This is a genomic window from Helicobacter canis (assembly GCF_008693005.1).
Lineage (GTDB): Bacteria > Campylobacterota > Campylobacteria > Campylobacterales > Helicobacteraceae > Helicobacter_B > Helicobacter_B canis.
The window spans coordinates 40138-61444 of sequence record NZ_VXKE01000022.1 but is presented as its reverse complement, the minus strand read 5'-3'; the positions used below and the strand labels follow the sequence as shown (position 1 = coordinate 61444).

Annotated in this window: 23 protein-coding genes, 4 tRNA genes and 1 pseudogene; 11 read left to right on the top strand and 17 right to left on the bottom strand. The window is 43.9% G+C overall.

What is annotated here, in order from left to right; all coding sequences use genetic code 11:
• The 6 genes from F4V45_RS08905 to F4V45_RS08880 all read right to left on the bottom strand — a co-directional run.
• On the bottom strand, window positions 1-215 hold a 215-nt coding region (locus F4V45_RS08905), incomplete at its 3' end, for a hypothetical protein (RefSeq protein ID WP_150337969.1).
• Window positions 216-223: 8 nt separating this feature from the next.
• On the bottom strand, window positions 224-613 hold the full coding sequence (locus F4V45_RS08900; RefSeq protein ID WP_150337968.1) for a class I SAM-dependent methyltransferase: 390 nt from the start codon (window positions 611-613) through the stop codon (window positions 224-226).
• Window positions 610-1722: a DegT/DnrJ/EryC1/StrS family aminotransferase gene (locus F4V45_RS08895; protein WP_150337967.1), complete on the bottom strand. Its 1113-nt coding sequence runs from the start codon at window positions 1720-1722 to the stop codon at window positions 610-612. The genes F4V45_RS08900 and F4V45_RS08895 overlap by 4 nt, the downstream gene beginning before the upstream one ends.
• Entirely contained in the window at window positions 1719-2150 is a 432-nt protein-coding gene (locus F4V45_RS08890) for a cupin domain-containing protein (protein ID WP_150337966.1), read from the bottom strand. Before F4V45_RS08890 ends, F4V45_RS08895 begins: the two co-directional genes overlap by 4 nt.
• Before the next feature lie 69 nt (window positions 2151-2219).
• Entirely contained in the window at window positions 2220-2513 is a 294-nt protein-coding gene (locus F4V45_RS08885; protein ID WP_150337965.1) for a Rod binding protein, read from the bottom strand.
• A 62-nt stretch (window positions 2514-2575) separates the two neighbouring features.
• Entirely contained in the window at window positions 2576-3592 is a 1017-nt protein-coding gene (locus tag F4V45_RS08880; RefSeq protein ID WP_034578676.1) for a flagellar basal body P-ring protein FlgI, read from the bottom strand.
• Between the two features lie 225 nt (window positions 3593-3817).
• On the opposite strand from F4V45_RS08880, the gene F4V45_RS08875 reads away from it, so the two are divergent.
• The 4 genes from F4V45_RS08875 to F4V45_RS08860 all read left to right on the top strand — a co-directional run bounded on the left by F4V45_RS08875 (window position 3818) and on the right by F4V45_RS08860 (window position 7405).
• Window positions 3818-4138: a c-type cytochrome gene (locus F4V45_RS08875; protein WP_023930830.1), complete on the top strand. Its 321-nt coding sequence runs from the start codon at window positions 3818-3820 to the stop codon at window positions 4136-4138.
• 90 nt (window positions 4139-4228) lie between these two features.
• On the top strand, window positions 4229-5362 hold the full coding sequence (locus tag F4V45_RS08870; protein ID WP_150337964.1) for a sensor histidine kinase: 1134 nt from the start codon (window positions 4229-4231) through the stop codon (window positions 5360-5362).
• Window positions 5363-5436: 74 nt separating this feature from the next.
• On the top strand, window positions 5437-5946 hold the full coding sequence (gene ybeY / locus F4V45_RS08865) for an rRNA maturation RNase YbeY (RefSeq protein WP_150337963.1): 510 nt from the start codon (window positions 5437-5439) through the stop codon (window positions 5944-5946).
• A 259-nt stretch (window positions 5947-6205) separates the two neighbouring features.
• Window positions 6206-7405 carry an acetate kinase gene (locus F4V45_RS08860; RefSeq protein ID WP_150337962.1) on the top strand — a complete coding sequence of 400 codons (1200 nt, stop codon included), beginning with the start codon at window positions 6206-6208 and terminating at the stop codon, window positions 7403-7405.
• Window positions 7406-7486: 81 nt separating this feature from the next.
• Here the strand turns inward: F4V45_RS08860 and lepA are convergent, their stop codons facing one another.
• The 7 genes and pseudogenes from lepA to F4V45_RS08825 all read right to left on the bottom strand — a co-directional run.
• Window positions 7487-9280 carry a translation elongation factor 4 gene (lepA, locus tag F4V45_RS08855; protein WP_150337961.1) on the bottom strand — a complete coding sequence of 598 codons (1794 nt, stop codon included), beginning with the start codon at window positions 9278-9280 and terminating at the stop codon, window positions 7487-7489.
• Entirely contained in the window at window positions 9280-10218 is a 939-nt protein-coding gene (locus F4V45_RS08850; protein WP_150337960.1) for a UDP-glucuronic acid decarboxylase family protein, read from the bottom strand. Before F4V45_RS08850 ends, lepA begins: the two co-directional genes overlap by 1 nt.
• 147 nt (window positions 10219-10365) lie before the next feature.
• Window positions 10366-11544, bottom strand: a complete 1179-nt coding sequence (locus F4V45_RS08845; RefSeq protein ID WP_170235225.1) for an Opr family porin — start codon at window positions 11542-11544, stop codon at window positions 10366-10368.
• A gap of 125 nt (window positions 11545-11669) precedes the next feature.
• Entirely contained in the window at window positions 11670-12104 is a 435-nt protein-coding gene (locus tag F4V45_RS08840) for a CoA-binding protein (protein ID WP_150337958.1), read from the bottom strand.
• An 8-nt stretch (window positions 12105-12112) separates the two neighbouring features.
• Window positions 12113-12523, bottom strand: a complete 411-nt coding sequence (locus F4V45_RS08835; RefSeq protein ID WP_150337957.1) for a hypothetical protein — start codon at window positions 12521-12523, stop codon at window positions 12113-12115.
• Window positions 12520-13995, bottom strand: coding sequence for a UDP-N-acetylmuramate--L-alanine ligase (gene murC / locus F4V45_RS08830; protein ID WP_150337972.1), 1476 nt, complete (start codon window positions 13993-13995; stop codon window positions 12520-12522). Before murC ends, F4V45_RS08835 begins: the two co-directional genes overlap by 4 nt.
• Before the next feature lie 12 nt (window positions 13996-14007).
• Window positions 14008-15150: pseudogene (locus F4V45_RS08825) on the bottom strand (succinyldiaminopimelate transaminase); the annotation flags it as partial.
• A 129-nt stretch (window positions 15151-15279) separates the two neighbouring features.
• On the opposite strand from F4V45_RS08825, the gene F4V45_RS08820 reads away from it, so the two are divergent.
• The 4 genes from F4V45_RS08820 to F4V45_RS08805 all read left to right on the top strand — a co-directional run bounded on the left by F4V45_RS08820 (window position 15280) and on the right by F4V45_RS08805 (window position 15691).
• Window positions 15280-15354, top strand: a tRNA-Gly gene (locus F4V45_RS08820).
• 54 nt (window positions 15355-15408) lie between these two features.
• Window positions 15409-15495: transfer RNA gene (locus tag F4V45_RS08815), tRNA-Leu, on the top strand.
• Between the two features lie 12 nt (window positions 15496-15507).
• Window positions 15508-15582, top strand: a tRNA-Cys gene (locus F4V45_RS08810).
• A 21-nt stretch (window positions 15583-15603) separates the two neighbouring features.
• Window positions 15604-15691 (top strand) — tRNA-Ser (locus F4V45_RS08805).
• A 143-nt stretch (window positions 15692-15834) separates the two neighbouring features.
• Here F4V45_RS08805 and F4V45_RS08800 read toward each other — a convergent pair.
• Genes F4V45_RS08800 through F4V45_RS08790 form a run of 3 tightly spaced genes read right to left on the bottom strand, consistent with a single transcriptional unit; the run spans window position 15835 to window position 18536 of the window.
• Window positions 15835-16305 (bottom strand): YraN family protein, encoded by a 471-nt coding sequence (locus F4V45_RS08800; RefSeq protein WP_150337956.1) that lies wholly within the window; start codon window positions 16303-16305, stop codon window positions 15835-15837.
• The gene (locus tag F4V45_RS08795; protein ID WP_150337955.1) at window positions 16298-17617 is read right to left on the bottom strand and encodes a homoserine dehydrogenase; all 1320 of its coding nucleotides are present in this window, start codon (window positions 17615-17617) and stop codon (window positions 16298-16300) included. The genes F4V45_RS08800 and F4V45_RS08795 overlap by 8 nt, the downstream gene beginning before the upstream one ends.
• 1 nt (window position 17618) lies before the next feature.
• Window positions 17619-18536 carry an aspartate carbamoyltransferase catalytic subunit gene (locus F4V45_RS08790; protein WP_023930816.1) on the bottom strand — a complete coding sequence of 306 codons (918 nt, stop codon included), beginning with the start codon at window positions 18534-18536 and terminating at the stop codon, window positions 17619-17621.
• 75 nt (window positions 18537-18611) lie between these two features.
• Between F4V45_RS08790 and F4V45_RS08785 the strand changes: the two genes are divergently transcribed.
• Genes F4V45_RS08785 through F4V45_RS08775 form a run of 3 tightly spaced genes read left to right on the top strand, consistent with a single transcriptional unit; the run spans window position 18612 to window position 20773 of the window.
• Complete coding sequence (locus F4V45_RS08785) at window positions 18612-19127, top strand: hypothetical protein (RefSeq protein WP_150337954.1); 516 nt, start codon at window positions 18612-18614, stop codon at window positions 19125-19127.
• A 7-nt stretch (window positions 19128-19134) separates the two neighbouring features.
• On the top strand, window positions 19135-19908 hold the full coding sequence (gene tlyA / locus F4V45_RS08780; RefSeq protein ID WP_150337953.1) for a 23S rRNA (cytidine-2'-O)-methyltransferase TlyA: 774 nt from the start codon (window positions 19135-19137) through the stop codon (window positions 19906-19908).
• A complete protein-coding gene (locus F4V45_RS08775; RefSeq protein ID WP_150337952.1) occupies window positions 19865-20773 on the top strand; it encodes a bifunctional riboflavin kinase/FAD synthetase in 909 nt (302 codons plus the stop codon). Before tlyA ends, F4V45_RS08775 begins: the two co-directional genes overlap by 44 nt.
• Before the next feature lie 36 nt (window positions 20774-20809).
• On the opposite strand, the gene F4V45_RS08770 is transcribed toward F4V45_RS08775, so the two are convergent.
• Complete coding sequence (locus F4V45_RS08770) at window positions 20810-21151, bottom strand: hypothetical protein (protein WP_150337951.1); 342 nt, start codon at window positions 21149-21151, stop codon at window positions 20810-20812.
• Window positions 21152-21307: the final 156 nt, after the last annotated feature.

The following is a 21307-nucleotide window of genomic DNA, read 5'->3' as shown; positions in this document are numbered from 1 at the left end:
TTTTTTTCACAAGAAATCTTTTTAAAAAGATTTGGGTTTTTCCCCCCCCCCCCCCCCGTATTCTTGTGTAAAAGGGTATGTAGTAATGATCTATACTGCTCGACATATTGTATTGCGCCAGATGAGAAAAATACATCATAATGCTCGCTAGGATTTTGCGTGAAAGAAAGTGTCGAAGCCTTAAAATGAGAAATTACTTGATCGCCAAACTTCACTTTATGGGCTATTTCACAAACTTGCCAATTTGGGGTGGTTTTAGTGTGGTGGCAATAGCGGAAATAATGCCCCCCAAATCCCCCCCCAAATCGAGTATTTTTGCTTGGGGATTTTTCGCCAAAATATTACCAAGATGATAAAAAGCTGGATATTCATAATCAGCGATTTTAGTGCTAAAACCACTAAGAAAGTTATGAAATGACTTTTCTTCGGTCTGCTCTGTATAGTCGGTCTTAGCATATTTTGGTGCTGACTTAACCGCTTGTGCAAAACTTTCAAATACACCTCTGCTACAACCAAAAGCTCTAGGGCTTGTAAAGAAATAATGCGATCTTACATCACGCATAAACCATACCGCTCTTTTTATTGCCATTTTTATGAAGTGTAGAGGATTCATCGCAAAATCTCCTTTAATGTATTTGCCACAATGTGCATATCTTTTTCTTCCAAAGCCAATCCGCTAGGGAGATAGAATCCTCTTTCGCCTAGATTCTCAGCTATGGGGTAGGCTTCGTTTATGAAGAAACCCATTTGTTTAAGTACGGGCTGTTGGTGCATAGGGTAAAAGAAAGGGCGCGTGCCTACGCCTTTTTTGGCAAGCTTGTCCATTGCTTCTTGTGCATTCATTTTAATGCAATCTTTAAGCACGATACCATATACCCAATAGACATTTTCAGCATACGATGTCTGTGGAAGAGGTAGCTGCACGATGTCCTGCAAGTCTTGCAAAAGCTCCGTATAGATTCTACCCATATTGCGCTTTCTTTGCACAAATTCATCAAGTCGTTCAAGCTGAGCTAAGCCAAGTGCGGCTTGCATATTAGTAAGCCGCATATTGTATCCTAGCTCGTGGTGGATAAATCTGCGCGGTGGGGCAAATCCTAGATTCCGTAAGGAAAGAAGCTTGTTGTATAGCTGCTCATTATCGGTTAGCACCATACCGCCTTCACCGGTTGTAATATGCTTGTTGGGATAGAAACTAAAAGTGCTAATATCTCCTAGGTTACCACAATATTTATCGTGGTATTTTTGTCCGTGTGCTTCTGCAGCATCTTCAATAATTTTTAAGTTATATTTTGTGGCAAGTTCAAAAATAGGAAAATAATCCACAGGAAGCCCATAAATATGAACAATCATAATAGCTTTTGTTTGCGGGGTAATCTTAGATTCTATTTGAGCTACATCCATATTCCAAGTGAGTGGATCACTATCCACCAAAACCGGCTTTAAACCTAATCGCACAATGGCATTGATACAAGAAATGATTGTAAAAGTCGGCATAATGACTTCATCACCCTTTTGTAACTCCAAAGACTCTATGGCAATATCAAGTGCTGCAGTGCCATTGCACACGCTAACGGCATATTTTCGCCCAATTTTTTTGGCAAACTCATCTTCAAAACGCTTAACAAATGGTCCTTCAGAGCTTATCCAGCCCGTATCGATACATTCAACTAGATATTGCTTCTCTTTGCCATTAAGTAGCGGTTCATTGACTGGTATCATTGCTCTATCCTTACATTAGTATCATCTATTGATTCAAATCGCACTTTATCTTGCTCGCCAGCATACGGTCCCTGCTTGACTTCTATAATCTCGCTCTCTTCCAGCATATAGAATCCATGTCCCCCAAAGGCAAGCAGTATCACATCGCCTTGCTCAAGTATAGAGCTTTTGAGATAGTTTTTGTCATCATCATAGAAATCCACTCGCACTCTGCCGCTTTTGATAAATAACACTTCTTTTGTGTAGAGCACTTCTCTAGGCACAGCATTATGGATATGTGGCGGGATAAGATAGTCTTTAGGACGCTTCATATAGGCTAATTGTTGCGAAAAATCATTGGGAGTGAAAAACTCTATCCCATCTTTGTGAAAATTATGGCGGATAATAATTGAGAGAGTCTTGTCGTTGTGTGTAATATGCTGTATCACTGCAATCCTTCAGCAAGTTTTATGCTAATTATATAAAAGCATTATAAAACAGCGCAAGGGTTGTGAGGCTTAGCCCCTTTGCTGCTCCTTTAGCCAGTCAAAGAGAGCTTGGCTGTATCCAAAGCCTCCAGAGAGATGCTGGGCAAGCGTGTCTTTATACATTCCTTGGTAAATCTCGCTACCGGGCTGCTTAGGGTAGAGCGGGCTCTCAAGATTAAGCGAAGTATCTAGCATAAACTTTAGCAAAATCGCTTCAAAGGCATCAGTTTGCTCTCGTAGCTTTTCATCGCTGTTGTTTTTGCTAATGTTGGGTGTTTTGCTTGCTTGGTATGCTGCTAGAGTGCTGCTTGTATCGATTTTCATTACATCTCCTTTGTGTTTGTTGCATAAAAGTAGATTCTAGTGCTTCTAGCTAGGTAGAATCCTTATAGAATCTCTATCGGTGCAGCGATCGCACCGCTTTGGCGCATAGCTTCTAGGATAGAGATCATACTTTTTGGGCTCGCACCCATTTTTTGCAAAGCTTTGACGACATTAGATATAGTGGTGTTTGGCTCGCTGGCACTAATTGTCGTGCTATTTGGATCAAAGCTTGTCGTGGAGTCTAGCTTTTGCGCACCCTTTTCATCAAGGAGTGGCTCATTAGTGATTTTTAGCGTAATATCCCCGCTTGTTACCACTACCGGGCGCACGGGGATGTCGATCCCTGCGACAATGGTGCCCGACTTTTCATCGATGATGATTTTATTTCCTATTGTGTAGTCTATTTGCACTTCTTGGAGTAGGGCGACAAACTCCACGGGTGTTAGATTCTCCGGGCGATTGAGCTTTATGGTGCGAGAGTCTATGGCTATGGCACTCTGCTCGCCAAAGGTGCTATTTAGCACTTGCTGGACCTTGATGGCGTTTTGGAAGTTCGCGCTTTTTAGGCTTAGGGTTAAATCTTGCTGGTTGCTTAGATTGTAGGCTACTTCTCGCTCCACTACCGCACCTTGCGCGATAGTCGCACTTAAGAGATTAGCCGAGCTGCCTGTGGTTACCGCACCTTGCGCGATGGCATAGATATTGCCATCTACTGCAGTAAGTGGAGTCATCACCAAAATCCCAGATTCTAGGGATTTGGCATCGCCTATGGAGGAGATTTGTATATCAAGCTTATCGCCCTGCCTAGCAAATGGCGGAAGATTTGCTGTAACGACTACCGCAGCGACATTTTTGGATTTAATGCTATCAGGGCTTACTTTGACATTTACTCCTTCAAGCATATTGGCAATGGATTGCATAGTAAATTTTGAGCTAGTTTTATCGCCTGTGCCATTGAGCCCAATTACTAGCCCATAGCCTATGAGCTGGTTGCCCCGCACACCTACGATGCTAGCTATATCGCCTATTTTTTCTGCGTAGATGTGTGTGCTAAAAAGTAGCGAGATAATCGCGGTCATTATGCAGCGGTGCCATTGTTTGTGCGTTCTTGCAGTCATTGTTTCTCCTTAAAAACTGGCGCGTATTCATACGGAGAGTTTAAGCAAAAATAATTCCACAAAGGCTACCTACAAGCTAAAGCACCCCTGCTGATATGAAATATGTTTTGCGCATAAAATAAAATATGGCATTTATTTATTTTTTCGTTGTAGAATCTAGGCTCACATTCACTAAAGGAGAAGGTTATGAAAACACTTCAGCAAAAACTTGTCGCTACATTGGGGATTTTGGGCTGCGCAGTCGCTCTTAATGCTGCTGAACCAGCAGATATTATTAAGACAAAATGCCAAGCTTGCCACGGAGCCAATATGGAAAAACAAGCACTTGGTAAAAGTAAAATCACAAACACAATGACAGAAGAAGAGATTAAAAACGATCTTCTAGGCTATAAAGCAAAGACCCTAAACCACTTTGGTCTTGGTGCTACGATGTGGGGGCAAGCAGCAGCATTAAGCGATGAAGAGATTGATGCGCTTGCAAAATATATCCCAACTTTGAAAAAGTAGCTGCAGTCCCTAATGCCTACCTACCCTAGGGTGGTGGGCGACCTTAAATATCCCGCGCATTACACACACACCACATAGAGAAGCTATAAATTGAAGCCACATAACGATACAAACACCCTAGATTCTATGGATTCTAGCTCCAAAAAGTCGCCACTAACTTTTACCGACACTGATGGTGATGATAAGGCTGGGCAGGATTTTTTACGCGAAATCCAAGAAAATCCAGAGAATATCAAGCAGCTTTTGGAAGAGTTTATCAATATCAGCTACCGCTACGAAAAAGATGTCAAAGATGCTAAAGCCTTGTATGAATGGCTCATTGAGACGCTGCCGCAAGCGATTTGGGTTTATAATCACGATGGCAGCTTTTTTTACCGCAACACGCGTGCGATAGATATTTCCCCGATATTAGATTCTATACAGGCAAAAAAGCCCCACTATAAGCACAAAGCTGGCAATGGAGTAGATAGCGAGCTTGAAGTCGAGTATGATAAGAGGATTTTCCTTGTGCAAACAGGCTCTTTCCAAAACCGCCTGCTTATCACTGCCACAGATATTACAAGCCAAAAGCGTCAGGCTAGGCTTGCATCTATGGGGCAGATTTCTGCGCACTTAGCACACGAAATCCGCAATCCTATCGGCTCTATATCAATCTTGGCTTCTGCATTGCATAAATCCGCACGAGAATCACAAATCCCACTAATTGATGAGCTGCAAAAATCGATATTTCGCGTGGAGCGCATTATTAAGGCGACATTGTTGTTTTCTAAAGGGATTAGTGCTAATAAGCAGCCGATGAGAATCTGCGAGCTACAAGATGAGCTGCAGGCATTGGTAAAGAGCTATAGCTTTAGCAAGCATATAGATTTTATCTATACATTTGCCGATAAGATTGCGTATATGGATAAAGACTTAATGCTCATCGCTTTGCAAAATTTCTTATTTAATGCCATTGATGCGATTGAAGAGAGTGAGAGCGAAGATGGCACGATATTGATACAAGGCGATGTTGTGCAGGGGCAAGTGTGCTTTTTGATTAAGGATAATGGTAAGCCTTTTGATGACCCAAATATTCTCTTTGAGCCATTTGCGACCACTAAGCTTAAAGGCAATGGCTTAGGGCTAGCACTCTCTAGCCAGATTATCCACGCGCATTCCGGGCGGATAGAGCTTAATGCCAAGGACAAAGAGTTTAGGATCTATTTGCCCAAGGTAGGTGTCTAGCAAAGTGGGATATAAATACTAGGCTTGTTGTAGAGCTAGAATCTATAGTTAAAGATTACTTATTAAGGCTGTATATGCTACAAATTATCGACTCCACGCAAAAGTTAGATTCTAGCTTTTTGCAAGCCTTGCAAGCAAGGCTTCAAGCTGCGCTAGAGCAAGCTGCCGCTAGCTTGGCTACACACGCGCCCACTCTCTTGCATAAGGATATTGAGCTGCTTCTTTGCTCTAAAGAGTATATGCACTCGCTCAATGTTGATTTTATGGGTAAGGATTATGCCACTGATGTGCTAAGCTTCCCGCTTGCGCCACTGGATTTTGCTAGAGATTCTAGTGGGCTGGATTTTATGCCAGAAGTCCCTTTGGGGAGCATTGCTATCAATCTTCCTTTAGCTCAGATGATAAGTGAGCGGTATCATCATAGCCTTTATGATGAGTTGTGCTTGCTTTTTTTGCACGGGTTACTACATCTACTAGGCTTTGATCACGAAAGGGACAATGGCGAGCACCGCGCACTAGAATCTAAACTGATCGCTTCTCTAGCACTTCCAAGTGGGCTGATTGATCGCACGCTTTTGCCATAGCCATATTTATAAATGCGTAGAATCTAAACACATATCCTCCAATATGCCACTAGTTTTTATGATTTCGCCACTTTATTTTTGCCATTCCTATGCTGTTTTGTGAGTTTGTGTTAAAAGTGTGTTAAAAATACACAAAAACCCAAATGGATTTTGTAAATTTTTGTGTATTAAGCGGAAATCTCTTACACTAAATCGTGGTCGCTTTAAGGCTGGCTTATGTATTAGGCTTTATGCGTCAATCTTACTAAGGAGAGAGATTATGAATGTCTTAGTTATCAACTGCGGAAGCTCATCGCTAAAATTTCAGCTTATACAGACTTCTACAAGCAAGGTGCTCGCATCTGGTATATGTGATCGTATCAGTCTTGATGGGAGTGAGATTAGCTACAAAAATGAAAATGGAGAGAAAACGAGCATAAGCACACCTATAGAATCCCACGCTAAAGCCATACAGCTTGTGCTGCAATGTCTGGTAGATAAGAATAAAGGCGTGATTGGCTCACTGACAGAGATTTCTGCTGTGGGGCATAGAATTGTGCATGGCGGGGAGACTTTTAAAGAGTCGGTGCTTATTGATGAGAGGGTTTTAAATGAAGTCGCAGAATGCTCAATGCTAGCCCCACTGCATAATCCTGCTAATATTATTGGCGTGCGTGCTTGCCAAGAGCTTATGCCAAATGTCCCTATGGTTGGCGTATTTGACACAGCATTTCATCAAAGTATGCCACCTAGAGCATATGTCTATGGCGTTCCTTATGAGTGGTATGAGAAGCATAGGGTGCGCAGGTATGGGTTCCACGGCACAAGCCACAAGTATGTCTCGCGCCGAACTGCGGAGTTTCTAGGTCTAGATTATCACAACTCTAAGATTATCGTCTGCCATTTGGGCAATGGCTCATCAATATCTGCGATTAAAAATGGCAAATCTGTCGATACAAGTATGGGGCTAACACCACTTGAAGGACTGATTATGGGGACAAGAAGCGGGGATTTAGACCCGGCTATTTTGGAGTATATTGCCGATAGAGAAAAGCTAAGCACAAAGGAAGTTGTCAATATTTTAAATAAAAAATCCGGCGTGCTTGGGATCTCTGGGCTATCAAGTGATTTTAGGGATCTTTTAGATGCTGATCTTAAGGGCGGTGAGCGTGCTAAATTAGCTCGAGCTGCATTTGCATATCGTGTTTTAAAATACATCGGCTCATATTGTGCGGTGCTTATTGGTGTAGATGCGATTAGCTTCTGTGGTGGCGTAGGTGAGAATGCAAAATTTATCCGAGGAATGATTGTGGAGCATTTGGAGTTTTTAGGCGTGAAGCTTGATACAGAAGCTAATAATGTCTGCGGGCAAGAAGCCATCATCTCCACTGCGGATTCTAAGGTCAAAGTATGTGTAATCCCAACAAATGAAGAGCTTATCATCGCTCAAGATACAGAAGCAATCGTTTCTAAGCTCTAATGTTAAAGCTAGCCTAATTGCGCAGGCTAGTGGCTCCATAGCTTGCCTAGATTCTAGTGTTTGATTCCGCTAGAATCTACTTTAATCAATTTTTAGCACCGCGAGAAATGCTTCTTGCGGTAAATCAACTTTACCGATAGATTTTAGACGCTTTTTGCCCTCTTTTTGTTTCTCTAGGAGTTTGCGCTTTCTTGTTATATCCCCGCCATAGCATTTAGCGGTTACATTTTTGCCAACAGAGCGCACACTCTCGCGCGCAATAATCTTTGAGCCAATGCTTGCTTGAATGGCTACTTCAAAGAGCTGGCGCGGGATAAGGTCTTTCATCGACTCTACAAGCGCACGCCCCTTTTCGTAGGATTTGGACTTCTCCACAATGATTGAGAGCGCATCGACAATCTCGCCTGCTACGCGTATATCAAGCCGCACCAAATCCCCACTTCGATACTCGATAGGCTCATAGTCAAAGCTCGCGTAGCCTTTGGTGCAGGATTTTAGCTTGTCATAAAAGTCCATTACAATCTCATTGCTAGGTAGGGCATACTCTAGTAGCACGCGATCTTGTGTGATGTAGTCCATTTTCTCCTGCACGCCGCGGCGATTTGCCAGAAGTGTGATGATATTGCCCACAAATTCGCTTGGCGTGATGATACTAGCGCGGACATAGGGCTCTTTGATGTGATCAATTTTCTGCACTTCGGGCAGCTCGCTTGGATTTTGCACTTCTATCATAGAGCCATCGGTGAGATAGACTTCATACACCACCGTGGGTGCTGTGGCGATGAGACTTAGCCCAAACTCCCTCTCCAGCCGCTCTTTGACAACCTCCATATGCAAAAGCCCCAAAAACCCTACGCGAAATCCATAGCCTAATGCCACAGAAGTCTCTGGCTCAAAGCTTAGGGCGGAGTCATTGAGTTTGAGCTTTTTCAACGCCTCGCGCAGCTCTTCAAACTTATCTGTCTCAATGGGATAGATTCCAGCAAAGACAAAGGGCTTGGCAGGCTTGAAGCCTTCTATTGGTGTTTGTATGGGGGTTTGCGCATCAGTAATCGTATCGCCTACTGCTAAATCTGTCAAAGACTTTACCCCAAGAGAGATGATCCCTATTTCGCCGCATTCAATCCTATCGGTGGGGATTTTCTGCACAGGGTGGGGATAGTAAAGCCCTAAAATCTCATAAGTCTTTTGACTACTCATCACAAGCACGCTCTGCCCCTTTGCTAGGCTGCCATCTTTAAGCCGCACCAGAGCTAGCGCACCTAAGTAGTTATCAAACCAGCTATCATAGATAAGGGCTTTTGTAGGCGCATTTGGCTCGCCACTTGGGGCGGGGATTTTGCGCACGATGGATTCTAGTAGCTCGGCTATGCCTACGCCGCTTTTGGCACTCACGCTTAGGGCATTGGAGCAGTCAAGCCCTATGCTTTCTTCAATCTCGCTGCACACCTTTGGCACATCGGCTGCTGGGAGGTCGATTTTATTTACCACTGGGAGAATTTCTAGGTTATTATCAAGGGCGATATAGACATTGGCGATTGTTTGGGCTTCTACGCCTTGGGTAGCATCTACGACAAGTAGTGCGCCTTCACAGGAGCTAAGAGAGCGCGAGACTTCGTAGCTAAAATCCACATGCCCGGGCGTGTCGATGAGATTTAGGATATATTCTTGTCCTTGATAGACATAGTGTAAGCGCACAGATTGGGCTTTAATGGTAATGCCGCGCTCCTTTTCTATATCCATAGTATCCATAATTTGCGCGGTCATTTCACGCTCGCTCACCGCCCCACACTCTTGGATAAGCCTATCGGCAAGGGTGGATTTGCCGTGATCGATGTGGGCTATGATAGAAAAATTGCGGATAAATTGCTGCACTACACAATCCCTCTAAAATACGCAATGGTCTTTTCTAGTCCCTCTCTTAACTGCACTTTTGGACTAAAGTTTAGCTCTTTTTTGGCTAGGGTTATGTCTGGTTGGCGTTGCTTGGGATCATCTTGGGGTAAGGGGAGAAATACAAGCTTTGATTTAGATTCTGTAAGCTCAAGCACATTTTGTGCGAGTTCTAGCATACTAAATTCGTGTGGGTTGCCGATATTTACCGGTCCATAGAATCCATCTTTGCTATCCATAAGAGCAATCATTCCGCTAATCAAATCATCTACATAGCAAAAGCTCCGCGTTTGACTCCCATCGCCATAAATGGTAATGTCCTCCCCACGCAACGCTTGAATGATAAAGTTACTCACCACTCGCCCATCATTTGGGTGCATTCTAGGACCATAGGTATTAAAAATCCGCATTACTTTGATGTTTAGATTATGCTGCCTTTGATAGTCAAAAAATAGCGTCTCCGCACACCTTTTGCCCTCATCATAACACGCCCTTATGCCGATAGGATTGACTGAACCTTTATAAGATTCTACTTGCGGGTGGATTTCAGGATCGCCATAGACTTCGCTTGTGGAAGCTTGTAGAATCTTTGCTTTCACGCGTTTAGCAAGCCCTAGCATATTGATCGCCCCCATTACAGAAGTTTTCGTCGTTTGCACAGGGTCAAACTGATAATGCACCGGACTTGCTGGACAAGCAAGATTATAAATCTCATCAACCTCCACATACAGCGGGAAAGTTACATCGTGTCGCATAAACTCAAATCTAGGATTTGATAAAAGGTGTAGAATATTTTGCTTTGTGCCGGTGAATAGATTATCCACGCACAGCACTTCATCACCGCGATTTAATAATCTCTCGCATAAATGTGAGCCTAAAAACCCCGCCCCTCCAGTTACTAGAATCTTTTTGTTTAGCATTGGAATCCTTAAATATGTAAGTATTTTGCGATTATAGCATAGTAGCCGATTAAGGTATGTGCAAGAAGCTACAAAGCCATAGGCAATGGCAAGCGTGTAAAATCTTACATCAAGCACTAGAATCTATGTAGATTGCATTAGCAAGGCTTAAAAATGATACTCCACATAGCCGCGGAAAATCATATAGCTTCCAAGGTTTTGTCCAAATTTTGATGGTGCTTGTGTTGGGTTACTTACACCAAGTGCGCTTATGCCCATTCGCACATTTTGTATGGGGGTGATGTCCATTCTAGCTTCCCAGTTTAAAACACTTTGAGAGTCAAGGATGCTTGTCCTAAAAGCTCCATAGAGACTGACATATTTCCACAAATCCGCTGAGACAAAGACATAAGGGGTTGTAGCATTGTAGTAGAACACCCCATCAGCTCGCTCAAAAGGGGTTTTTTGCCCAAAGCCATCGATATAGATCGCCCCGCCTTTTGGCGTGTTGATGATACCAGCACCAATGCGTATCCACGACATATCAACGCCACCTTCTGCCCAGATGATCCCACCACCACTGCTATTGAGTGCCTTGCGCTGGTCATTTAGCTCGACATAAGAAGTAAGATGTATCATACCTTTAAACAAGATTCTCTTAGTAATGGGGAGATCAAGCTCGCCCTTGAGCCCGGGTGCCACGAAGAAATCTGGCACAAGGTAAATGTAGGGGGTGAGAGTGATTGGGGCTTGTGGGATAGAGAGCTTCGCGCGCAGATAAAATGCCCCACCTGTCCATTTCCCTACTTTACCGCTTTGATACTCGCCAAATACTTTGTAGTTTTGTGAGAAATGCGGAGTGATGTAGGCATTCCTTAAAGACCACGCAAATGCTAGTGAGAGATTAGGGATTTGATCATAGCTTAGAGAAAGCCCCTCGTTGAAGTGCGTGATCCACTCTTCGTCCATACGAAATCGTCCAATTGTCCCACCAAAACGCTCGTATTGATTATAGTAGTCTGCATAGAGTTGGGACATTTCAAAATAGGTTTGGCTTTTTCTAAAGTCGTTAGCAACTCCTTCATAAAGCTTGGGGATTAGCCACATTTCTGCGCCAAATTTATAGCCCATAAAGCGTCTGGATTCATAGCCAAGGCTTAGATTGATGTCGCCATAGGTGGGGGCTTTATCAATGGATTGCTGGAAGAGTAGCCCTGCGTGCCCATAAATCAGCCCACGCTCAAAGGCATCTTGAAATGAGTTTGCCGGAGCGTCATTGAGCCTAATATCCGCACCTTGCATAAGCCCAATACTCAAGCAAACAAGCACTAGCTTCCTTAGCTTCATCACCATTCCTTGTAGTAGTTCAAAAGTCTTACGCAGCTACCAGCAAAAATAATGCCAAGTTTTAGATTCTAGTGAAAGTTTTAGATTCTAGCGGGTGTGGGTGAGTGAAAAGCTAGCGCGCTAAGCTAGCAAAGTCTCTGGTGCTCAAGCTTAATGCAGCTATCTTCTTCATAGGTAACCCCAGCTTGCGTGAGCATAGCATTTGCTGCTGCATTATGCAGCCCTAGCTGCACCCAAACACACTTTGGCTTAAGCTTTAGCTCTAAAATCTCTTGGGCGATTTGGGGTAGGGCTTCACTTTTACGAAAGATGTTAATAATATCTATGTCGATATTTTGAGCGCGTAGAGATAGGGCGCACTCTTGCAGGGTAGGGAATGTCTCTTGCCCTAGAATCTTCCCGCCTTTTGGATAAATGGGGATAATGCTATAGCCTTGCTCTTGCAAATACGCAGCGACTCTGTGGCTAGGCTTTGTAAGATCAGGTGAGAGCCCAATAATGACAATCACCCTACTTTGAGCTAGAATCTGCGCTTTTTGTGTGTCGTTTAAGATTGGCATATTTTCTCCTATTCTCTACCTATTTCTTCAATTGTATGACCATTGAGTAGCTCAGTGTCTTCCTTAGAAAGCTCTGTAATCTTGCATTTTTCCAGCAAGATGATGATGTTGCTAGTGGGAGTGCCATTTTTACCAATGAGTGTGTAGGTTTGACTAATGAGACTGAAGTCATTTTTATGCACTAAAAATCCTTCGCAATCAAGCGTCTGCCCAGACTCAAATGCTTCTTCTAAGAGCGTGGTGATGCTTGTGCGCTTTGATTGGGTGTAGTTATATCCACCAATTAGCAAAAGCACGACTGATAATATCGCGCCTATGATGAGCTTTTTTTGCTTTGTGAGGTGTGATTGAAGTAAGAGCACAAAGACAAGCGCACCTAGTAGGCAAAAAATCCCAATAACAGAGATTGGTCCCATCATTTTACACCCCGTAGCTGGTAGGTAATATCCCCTGCGCCAAACCCTATCACTATGCCTTGTGTCAATGTCGTAAGCAATGTGTCATTATCATAGATTTCTAAGACATTGCCATTGCGTTGTGTGCGCGTGGCAAGTAGGGGATTATAGTGGGCAAAAAGCTCTTGCAAGTCTATCTCCCTAGGCTCTTCTCCAGCGCGCCAAACAGGCAGGATAATGAGCCGACTATCGCTAGAAAACGCTCCATCAAAGCAAGCTTGAAAGGCACTAAGATTATCAAAAAGCCGAGAATACTTATGCGGCTGCCAGATTGCTGTGATAGTTGTAATACCTCGCAGCTTGGCATAGATTTGTAGGGATTGTATGGTGGCTTTGATTTCTGTGGGGTGGTGAGCATAGTCATCGATGATTGTGAGTGGGGAAGTGCTTAAAATGTCAAAACGCTTCTTAATCCCGGCAAAATGCTTTAGATTCTCGCGCACTTGTTGGATATGGCTAGGAGAGTAGCTAGCGTGATCTAGTGTCGCTCTTTGTTGAGTGAGATTGCTAGAATCTACTCGCATAGATTCTAGGGCGGCAAGTATGGCTAGGGCGGCATTTTGGGCAGTATGCTCGCCTAGCCCCCACACAGCAAACTCTCCTACATTGCGCAAGCAAAAGTGTGTATAGGGCATATCATTTTCTAGGTGGTAGGTGATATTTGTAATGTCTTGTTGTGGATTTAGGTGTAGGCAGGGGATCGCGCTTGTGCGTAAAAATTCATCACTATCATTAACACAACGCAAAGTAGCTTTGCTAAGGAATTGATTATAAGCAGCTTGCAGCTCTTGGGGGTTGTGGTTATAGGTCTCCATATGTTCTGGCTCGGCATTTGGGACTATGGCTAGGTATGGATTGGAGTTTAAGAAGCTCTTGTCTGATTCATCTGCCTCAAAGATAATGCTCTCGCTCTGGGCTTCGCGGACATTGGAGTGAAACTCCTTGCTCTCTGCGCCAATAATCGCGCCAAAATCTGGGAGTATGCTACTAAGCATAGCACTGATGCTTGATTTGCCGTGTGCCCCGCACACACTAAAGACACGCTTAGAATCTAAGATGAGCTTTAAGGCTTGCGTGCGGGATAGGACAGGGATATTGCTAGCTTTTGCTTGGATAATTTCTGGATTATCTGGCTTGATTATGGCGGAGTGGATTATTAAATCTTGCCCTTGTATCGCGCTTTTGTCGTGGGGGATATGGATTTGCACGCCAAGAGAGCGGAGATAGTGGGTCGTGGGTGAGTGGGCAATGTCGCTGCCACTAATGATCGCGCCCTGCGCGCGCAAATATTTCGCCAGCCCTGAAATCCCTATGCCACCAATGCCGATGAAGTGGATTCTAGCTTTGTGTAGTGGTGGAATCTGCGCTTGTATAGATTCTAGGCTAGAATCTAACGCCAAACCTAGTCCGCTAGATTCTACATAGCTTGTGCGCATAGATTTGTGATAAAACTTCGCCAAATCGCTTAAAATCTCTTGCATTTGCTCTGGTGGATATACTAATGCTATGCGCACATACCCTTGCCCAGCATTTTCTCTGCCTAGAAATCTGCCCGGTAGCACCGCAATGCCTGTATGCTCGTATAGCTCTTTAGTGAAGGCAAGATCATCTTTTACAGGGAGCCACATATAGAAGCTATAAGGCTCGATGTGAATATGTGGGAAGAGAGTTTTAGCAAGCTGCAGGTTTTTGCTATATATTTTGCGGATTTCTAGCGCACTTGTCTCATCACTCCACGCTACTGCGCTTGCGCGTGCTAGTGGCATAGGCTGGGCTAATCCCGCATAAGTGCGATAAGTCATATAGCCTTGTAGGATCTCCCTATCCCCTGCGACAAATCCGCTCCGCAAGCCCGGTGCGCTACTACGCTTGGAGATGGAGTTAAGTGCTAAGATGTTTTTAAAGCTTGTATTACCAGCTTTTATACTTGCTTGCAAAATCCCTGCCGGGGCATAGTCTTTAGTGCAGGTGGATTCTACGGAGTCTGGGATTTGATAAATCTCACTATAACACTCATCACATAGGAGTAAAAAGTCGTATTTTAGGGCTTTTTGCACCCACTCCACTAGCTCATCTAGACTTAGTGTAGCACCTGTTGGGTTATTGGGTGAGTTTAGTATCACAAGATTGGCGAGCTTGCATTGCTCATCGCTTAAGTGTGGCTTAAAGTTGTTCTCTTTTGTGAGTGGCATATAGATAGTTTTAGCAGAGCTTGCAATCGCAGCTCCTTCATAGATTTGGTAGAAAGGGTTTGGGTGGGCTATGACAGGGCTCTTGATTTGTGCTAGGTAGAACTGCGGGAGATTAAAAAGCACTTCTCTTGTGCCAAAGGTGGGGATAAGCTGCTCGTGGCTAAGTGTAATGCCATAGCGAGTTTTGATAAAGCCTAGCATTGCGTCTTTGAGATATGCAGTCCCAGCTGATGGCGGGTAGTAGCGCAGCTCGTTAGCATAGTCTTGTAGAGCTTTGGTGATAGATTCTGGTGTGGGTAGCTGCGGCTCGCCAATTGTGAGCTTGCGGATAGGGGCTTTGGGTGTAATATCGGCTAAAAGTTTCTGCAATCGCTCAAAAGGATAAGGCTCAAAATGCATACTATTCCTTTGAAATTATTTTGTAATTATGGGGCGTATCAAGTGGGGTATTGTAGGGAAAAAATACTAAAAGTTACTTTTATGCCTTGATTTTTTTAATGAGCATTGCTAGAATTACGGCTTTACAACGCGGGAATAGCTCAGTGGTAGAGCACAACCTTGCCAAGGTTGGGGTCGCGGGTTCGATCCCCGTTTCCCGCTCCACTTTTACATTTAATCAATATCTTTGAAATATTTTCACTATTTTCGTCAATACTTGCCCGGGTGGTGGAATGGTAGACACAAGGGACTTAAAATCCCTCGGACATTGTGTCCGTGCCGGTTCAAGTCCGGCTCCGGGCACCACCTTGGGATTAAGGCGACATAGCCAAGTGGTAAGGCAGGAGCCTGCAAAGCTCTGATTCCCCAGTTCGAATCTGGGTGTCGCCTCCAAGCTACATTTTCTGCGATATACGGGAGATGGCTGAGCGGTTGAAAGCGGCGGTCTTGAAAACCGTTGAGGGTAACACCTCCGGGGGTTCGAATCCCTCTCTCCCGGCCACTTGTTTTATCTCTACAAATTTATAGCGATGGTTGTTGAAGTGATATTTTAAGATTTTGGCAATGATATGCTCGCAGAATATGTGCGATGTGGGAGAGTTGTTATAGCTGCTAAAAATAGGCTTGTGAGATTGCTTGTGGAGATTACTCAAGGCTTATATTTTCTAATAATTCAATACTATCCCCCCAAATTAGTAGCGCATCAACACAATATTGACAGCTCTGCAAGTCAATATGCAAGGCTTGTAGGCTTTGCACAATCCTATGGGCATCGCGCTCATATTTGGAAAAGTTAGATTCTAGGGGTAGCTGGAGATTGCGACAGGTGAAAAGTAGCATATCAATGCTAGCGTAGATTTTTTGAAGCTTTTTAGCTGTGATGGCATAGCGCGGAGAGAGTGAGCCTGCTGCGAAAGTCTTTACTTCAACAAAGTGCAAAAGATTATCACATAAGGCGATGATGTCAATCTCGCCAAATTGTGTGTAATAATTACGCGCTAGAATCTTAAAGCCTTTAGATTCTAGCCATTCACACGCCTTTTGCTCTCCTGCTACTCCTTTTATGCGTGTTTGTTTTTGTGGTGGTTGTGCTAGCTTAAACTTTTGATCACTCATCTTCTATACGGATAATGACGGGCTTTTGGCGCACGACTTCTAAGGATTGTAAGCCTGTGATCGCATTTTGTATGGCAAATTCAGAGGTTGTGTGTGTGGCAAGCAGGACTTTAGCGCAGTTTTGAGAGCTGCTAGAATCTAGCGTGCTTGGTTTTTGCAAAAATGTGCTAATGGAAATTTTATTGTGGCTAAGAGTTGCAGCGATTTTCTCTAAAACCCCGTGCTTGTCATCAGCTAGGATTCGCAGATAGTATCTGCTTGTGATGTCTTGCTTAGGGATAATGGCGTAGCTTTGCTCGGTGATAAAGCCTAGCATTGGATTTGCTTGGTCTTGCCTGTGGTTTTGGCTATATAAGCGTGCGATAGCGATAAGATCACTTATGACAGAGCTAGCAGTGGCATTGCCCCCAGCACCAGCTCCATAATACACACTCTCACCAGCGCAGTCGCCAACAACACTCACAGCATTCATCACGCCATCGACATCTGCTAGTAGCTTTTCTTCATCAATCATTGTGGGATGCACGCGTAGCTCTATGGAGCTATCGTGCTTTTTAGCAATCCCTAGTAGCTTTATGCAGTAGCCAAATTCTTTGGCAAACTCAATATCTTCAGGTGCTATATGCTCTATGCCCTCTATAAGCATATCTTCTGGGCGCACATCAATGCCATAAGCAATGCTAGCAAGGATTGAGAGCTTGTGCGCTGCATCAAGTCCGTTAATATCTAGGCTTGGATCTGCTTCAGCATAGCCTAGCTCTTGAGCTTTCTTGAGTGCTTGGGTGAAGTCCCAGCCATCTTGAGTCATTTTGGTTAAGATATAGTTGCTTGTGCCATTAAGAATCCCTCTTATAGCTAGAATCTCATTCGCACTTAAGCCGACTTTGAGCGCATTGATGATAGGGATACCTCCACATACGCTTGCTTCAAATCCTATGGGTGTGCGTGCGAGTTTTGCTAGCTCATAGCGGTGGTAGGCGAGCATAGCCTTATTGGCAGTTACAAACGCCTTCCCCTTTGATAGAGTGGCTTTAGCAATATGATAGGGCAACTCTCTTCCGCCCATTAGCTCAACTACCACATCAATCTCATCATCATTTATTATCTCATCAATATCATCTGTCAGTGGGATAGGACAGGCTCTAGGCTTGCTTATATCTCGCACGCAAGCCTTTTTGATAATGATTTCTACCCCCGCACGCGCGGTAATAATATCGCGATTTTTTTCTAGGGCAGCAATCACACTGCTACCCACTACACCAACCCCTATTACCCCAACTTTAAGCTGTTTTTGCGTTAGCACTTTGCTCATATTACGCCTTTGTCTCTAGGATAAAGAACTCTAATACCGCCATACGAACTGCTACGCCATTTCTCACTTGCTGTAAAACTTTGCAGCGAGAGTCTTTGAGTAGCTCATCTTCAATGTCGATATTGTGATGCACAGGACCCGGGTGCATAATGACTATATCCCTATCGCCTATGAGCTGCTTTGTTAGGCAGAATTGGTTGGCATAATCGCGCAGTGAGCCGTAATTTTGCTTGCTATGTCGCTCTGTCTGTGTGCGTAAGGAGATGATGGCGTGCAGAGAGTCTATCACCTCTGTAATATCGTGTGTGTAGGCAAGCTTGCTATGTGGCGGGAGGAAGTGTGGCGGAGCTATAAGCACAAGCTCTGCACCATAGCGGGAGAGTAGCTCGATATTACTATTTGCCACGCGAGAAGTTTTAATATCACCGATAATGCCTATCCTTTTGCCAGCAAGATTTTGCCCCAGACATTGTCTAAGTGTGAGCAAGTCAAGTAGGGCTTGGGTAGGGTGCGCATGCGCACCATCACCGCCATTGATAATGGGGCAGGAGACGGATTTAGTAAGATGCACAGGCGCACCAGAGCTTTGATGGCGGATAATGATAGCGTGCGGACTCATCGCATTAAGATTTGCAGCGGTATCGCTGATGGTCTCGCCTTTTGAAGTTGAAGAGCGTGAGACATCAAGCCTTGTGATAGAGCCGCCTAAATTTTTCACCGCGCATTCAAAGCTACTTAGTGTGCGCGTGGAGTTTTCAAAAAATATGGTGATGATATTGGTGTGTGCTAGGCTTTGTGCTGGTCTCTTACTAGAATCTAAAGTTGTGGAATCTAACATAGGGAGAAACTGCGTGGCTTTATGTAAGATGCGCTCGATTTCATCTGTGGATAGATCGCTTGTCTCTATAAGGTGGCGCATAGGCTTCCTTGGTATTTGGTAAAAATGGATATAATCATAGCGTTTTTTTCACAAGAAAAGCCTAAAGGATTGCTTTTGGGGATTTGGAGAGTAGGGCTGGTTTTGGTGCTTGCTTGTGCCTTTGTATCTTGCACAAATTACTTTGAGAAAGGCTATCACCCAGAATTGTTAGAAGAAAGGAAAATCCAAGCTACAAGGAAATTCCAAATAATTCGCAATGATAAGATTGATCTAGTTGTGTTTGCAACTTACCTAAATGATATTGAGCGGACATATTATAAAAATTTGGAATATTTCTTTATAGAGATTTATGCTCCAAGTCAAGAGCCTATTATCTTCAAGCGATTGCGTATCGATCTAGCTACACGCGATGGTAAATCGTGGCTAGAGCCGCAGTATATCCGCCTGCTTAATAAAAACGAGTATGATGAAGTGCTGCACCCTATTAACAAATGGTCAAACTGCTATCTTGTGGCATTTGCAAAATCTACACTTATTGATACAGATAAAATGCTTTTGCGTATTGTTGTAGATGAGCAAGAAGAAAAGCTTGACTATAGCTTTAAAGTCATACCATTTCAGGCGTTGTAGGGGATTTATGCGGCTTGACAGGTATTTGGTAGATATAGGGAAGTTTGACTCTAGGCAAAAGGCGCAAGAGGCGATTAGGGCTGGCAGAGTTATGCTTGGTGGTAAAGTGGTGCAAAAGCCATCATTTGAGATTATAGATTCTAGTTTAGAGAGCGATGAGGGTGTGGCAGATAGGCTAGAATCTAGGCTGGCTGTTGAAATTAGTGGGGAGGAGTTTGTCTCTCGGGCTGGAAGGAAGCTTCAAGGGTTTTTGGAAGAGTGCAAGAGGCAAGGAGTGGCTAGAGCTTGGGAGAGTGCCATTGATGTGGGGGCTGCTAGGGGGGGATTTAGCCAAGTGCTGCTGCGCTATGGGGTTAAGCATATTTGCTGTGTTGATGTAGGAAGCAACCAGCTCCACCCAACAATCGCCAAAGACTCTCGTGTGGAGGTGTTTGAGCAATGTGATATACGAGTATTCACGCGCAGATATGCTAGAGATTTTGACCTAGCTGTGTGTGATGTAAGCTTCATTAGTATCAGGCATATTATTGATGATTTATGCAAGCTAAGTAGTGAGCTTATCGTGCTTTTTAAGCCGCAGTTTGAAGTGGGTAGATGGATTAAGCGAAGCAAAAGAGGGGTCGTGCAAGATCACAATGCAGCCCAAAGTGCATTGCAAGAGTGTATAGCGACTATTTGCGCACGCGGACTTTCTGTGCGCTTGGTGGCAGAATCTAGTGTGAAAGGAAAGGAAGGCAATGCAGAGTTTTTCATCTATGCTTGCAGAGAATCTTGCTCCTAAGCAGATTACAAGTCTGGCGATTGGGAAGTTTGATGGGATACACTTAGGGCATAGGAAATTACTAGAGCTGCTAGGTGATCGTGGTGCGGTGCTAATCATCGACAAAGCGATAGAGCAGAATCTAATTAGCCAAAGTCCAAGCGTGCAGAATCAAGGCTTCCTTACTTCGCTACAAGATCGGCTTGATCAGTTGCCAAATGCCTATTTCGTGGAGTTTGCAAGCGTAGCGCATATGAGTGGGGAGGAGTTTGTCTCTACGCTGCTAGAATCTTTGCCAAGTTTGGAGACAATTATCGTGGGGTATGATTTTCGCTTTGGTAGAGATCGACTCTGTGGGGCGGACGATTTGCGGCATTTGTGTGAGATTAGGCAAAGTAGCCAAGGGCGAGCGATACAGGCAATCATTGTCCCCAAGGTCTGCTATGGTGAGATTCCATTGCACGCAAGCGTGATTAAAGACTTTGTGAGACACGGAGATATTGCTGTGGCAAATGCAATGCTAGGCTGGCACTATACGATAACAGGTGATGTGATACGCGGACAGGGGATAGCGAGCAAGGAGCTTTTCCCTACGATAAATATCCGCGCTCAAGGCTATGTTTTGCCAGCAAGTGGTGTGTATGCTACGCGCGTAAATGGAAAAATGGCTGTGAGCTTCTTTGGGCATCGTGTTAGCACAGATGGGGTATATGCAATAGAGAGCCATATTATTGATAGTGAGATTACACAGGTGCCAGAGCAGCTAACGATACAGATGTATAAAAAAATCCGCGAAAATCGCCGCTTTGACTCACTCCAGGAGCTTAAGGCTCAAATAGAGTGTGACATTAAGCAGGCACGGGAGATTTTGGAGCAAAGATTATAACCAACAACAATCTTTTCTGCTTGATTGTGCGGTATCTCAAGAAGCATTTTTTGTGCGAAACCAAATATAGAGAATCCCAAGCACCCCAACAGGAATTGCAAAAGAAAATATCATACCTTTGATAAAAAATTTGATAATAAGCATAGTCCAGAGTGGCAAAAATACCGCAGTGCCTCCCATAAGCATATCGCGCATTTCGTCCCAAACAAGTGTAGCAAATGGAAAGAATAAGAGATTGATTGTCAAGATGATAATAAGTGGTATTGGAATATCTGGCAAAAGAAACACACAAGCTGCCCAAAAACAAATACCAAAAATATAGTTTCTAATCAAAAAGCTAGGCGTGAGCGATGAAAAGATATGTTTGATAAACTGCATAAGAACCCTTTCGTGTCAAAATTAGACAGGCATTCTAATCAAAAAAAAAAAAAACAGCTTAAAGCAAGCAAGATTTTTGAAAGTGTGTGTTTAGATATTTTTGATTTTGGCAGATTGGCTGTGTGGCTTTGAGATTGTTTTGTAGTTTATGCAAAT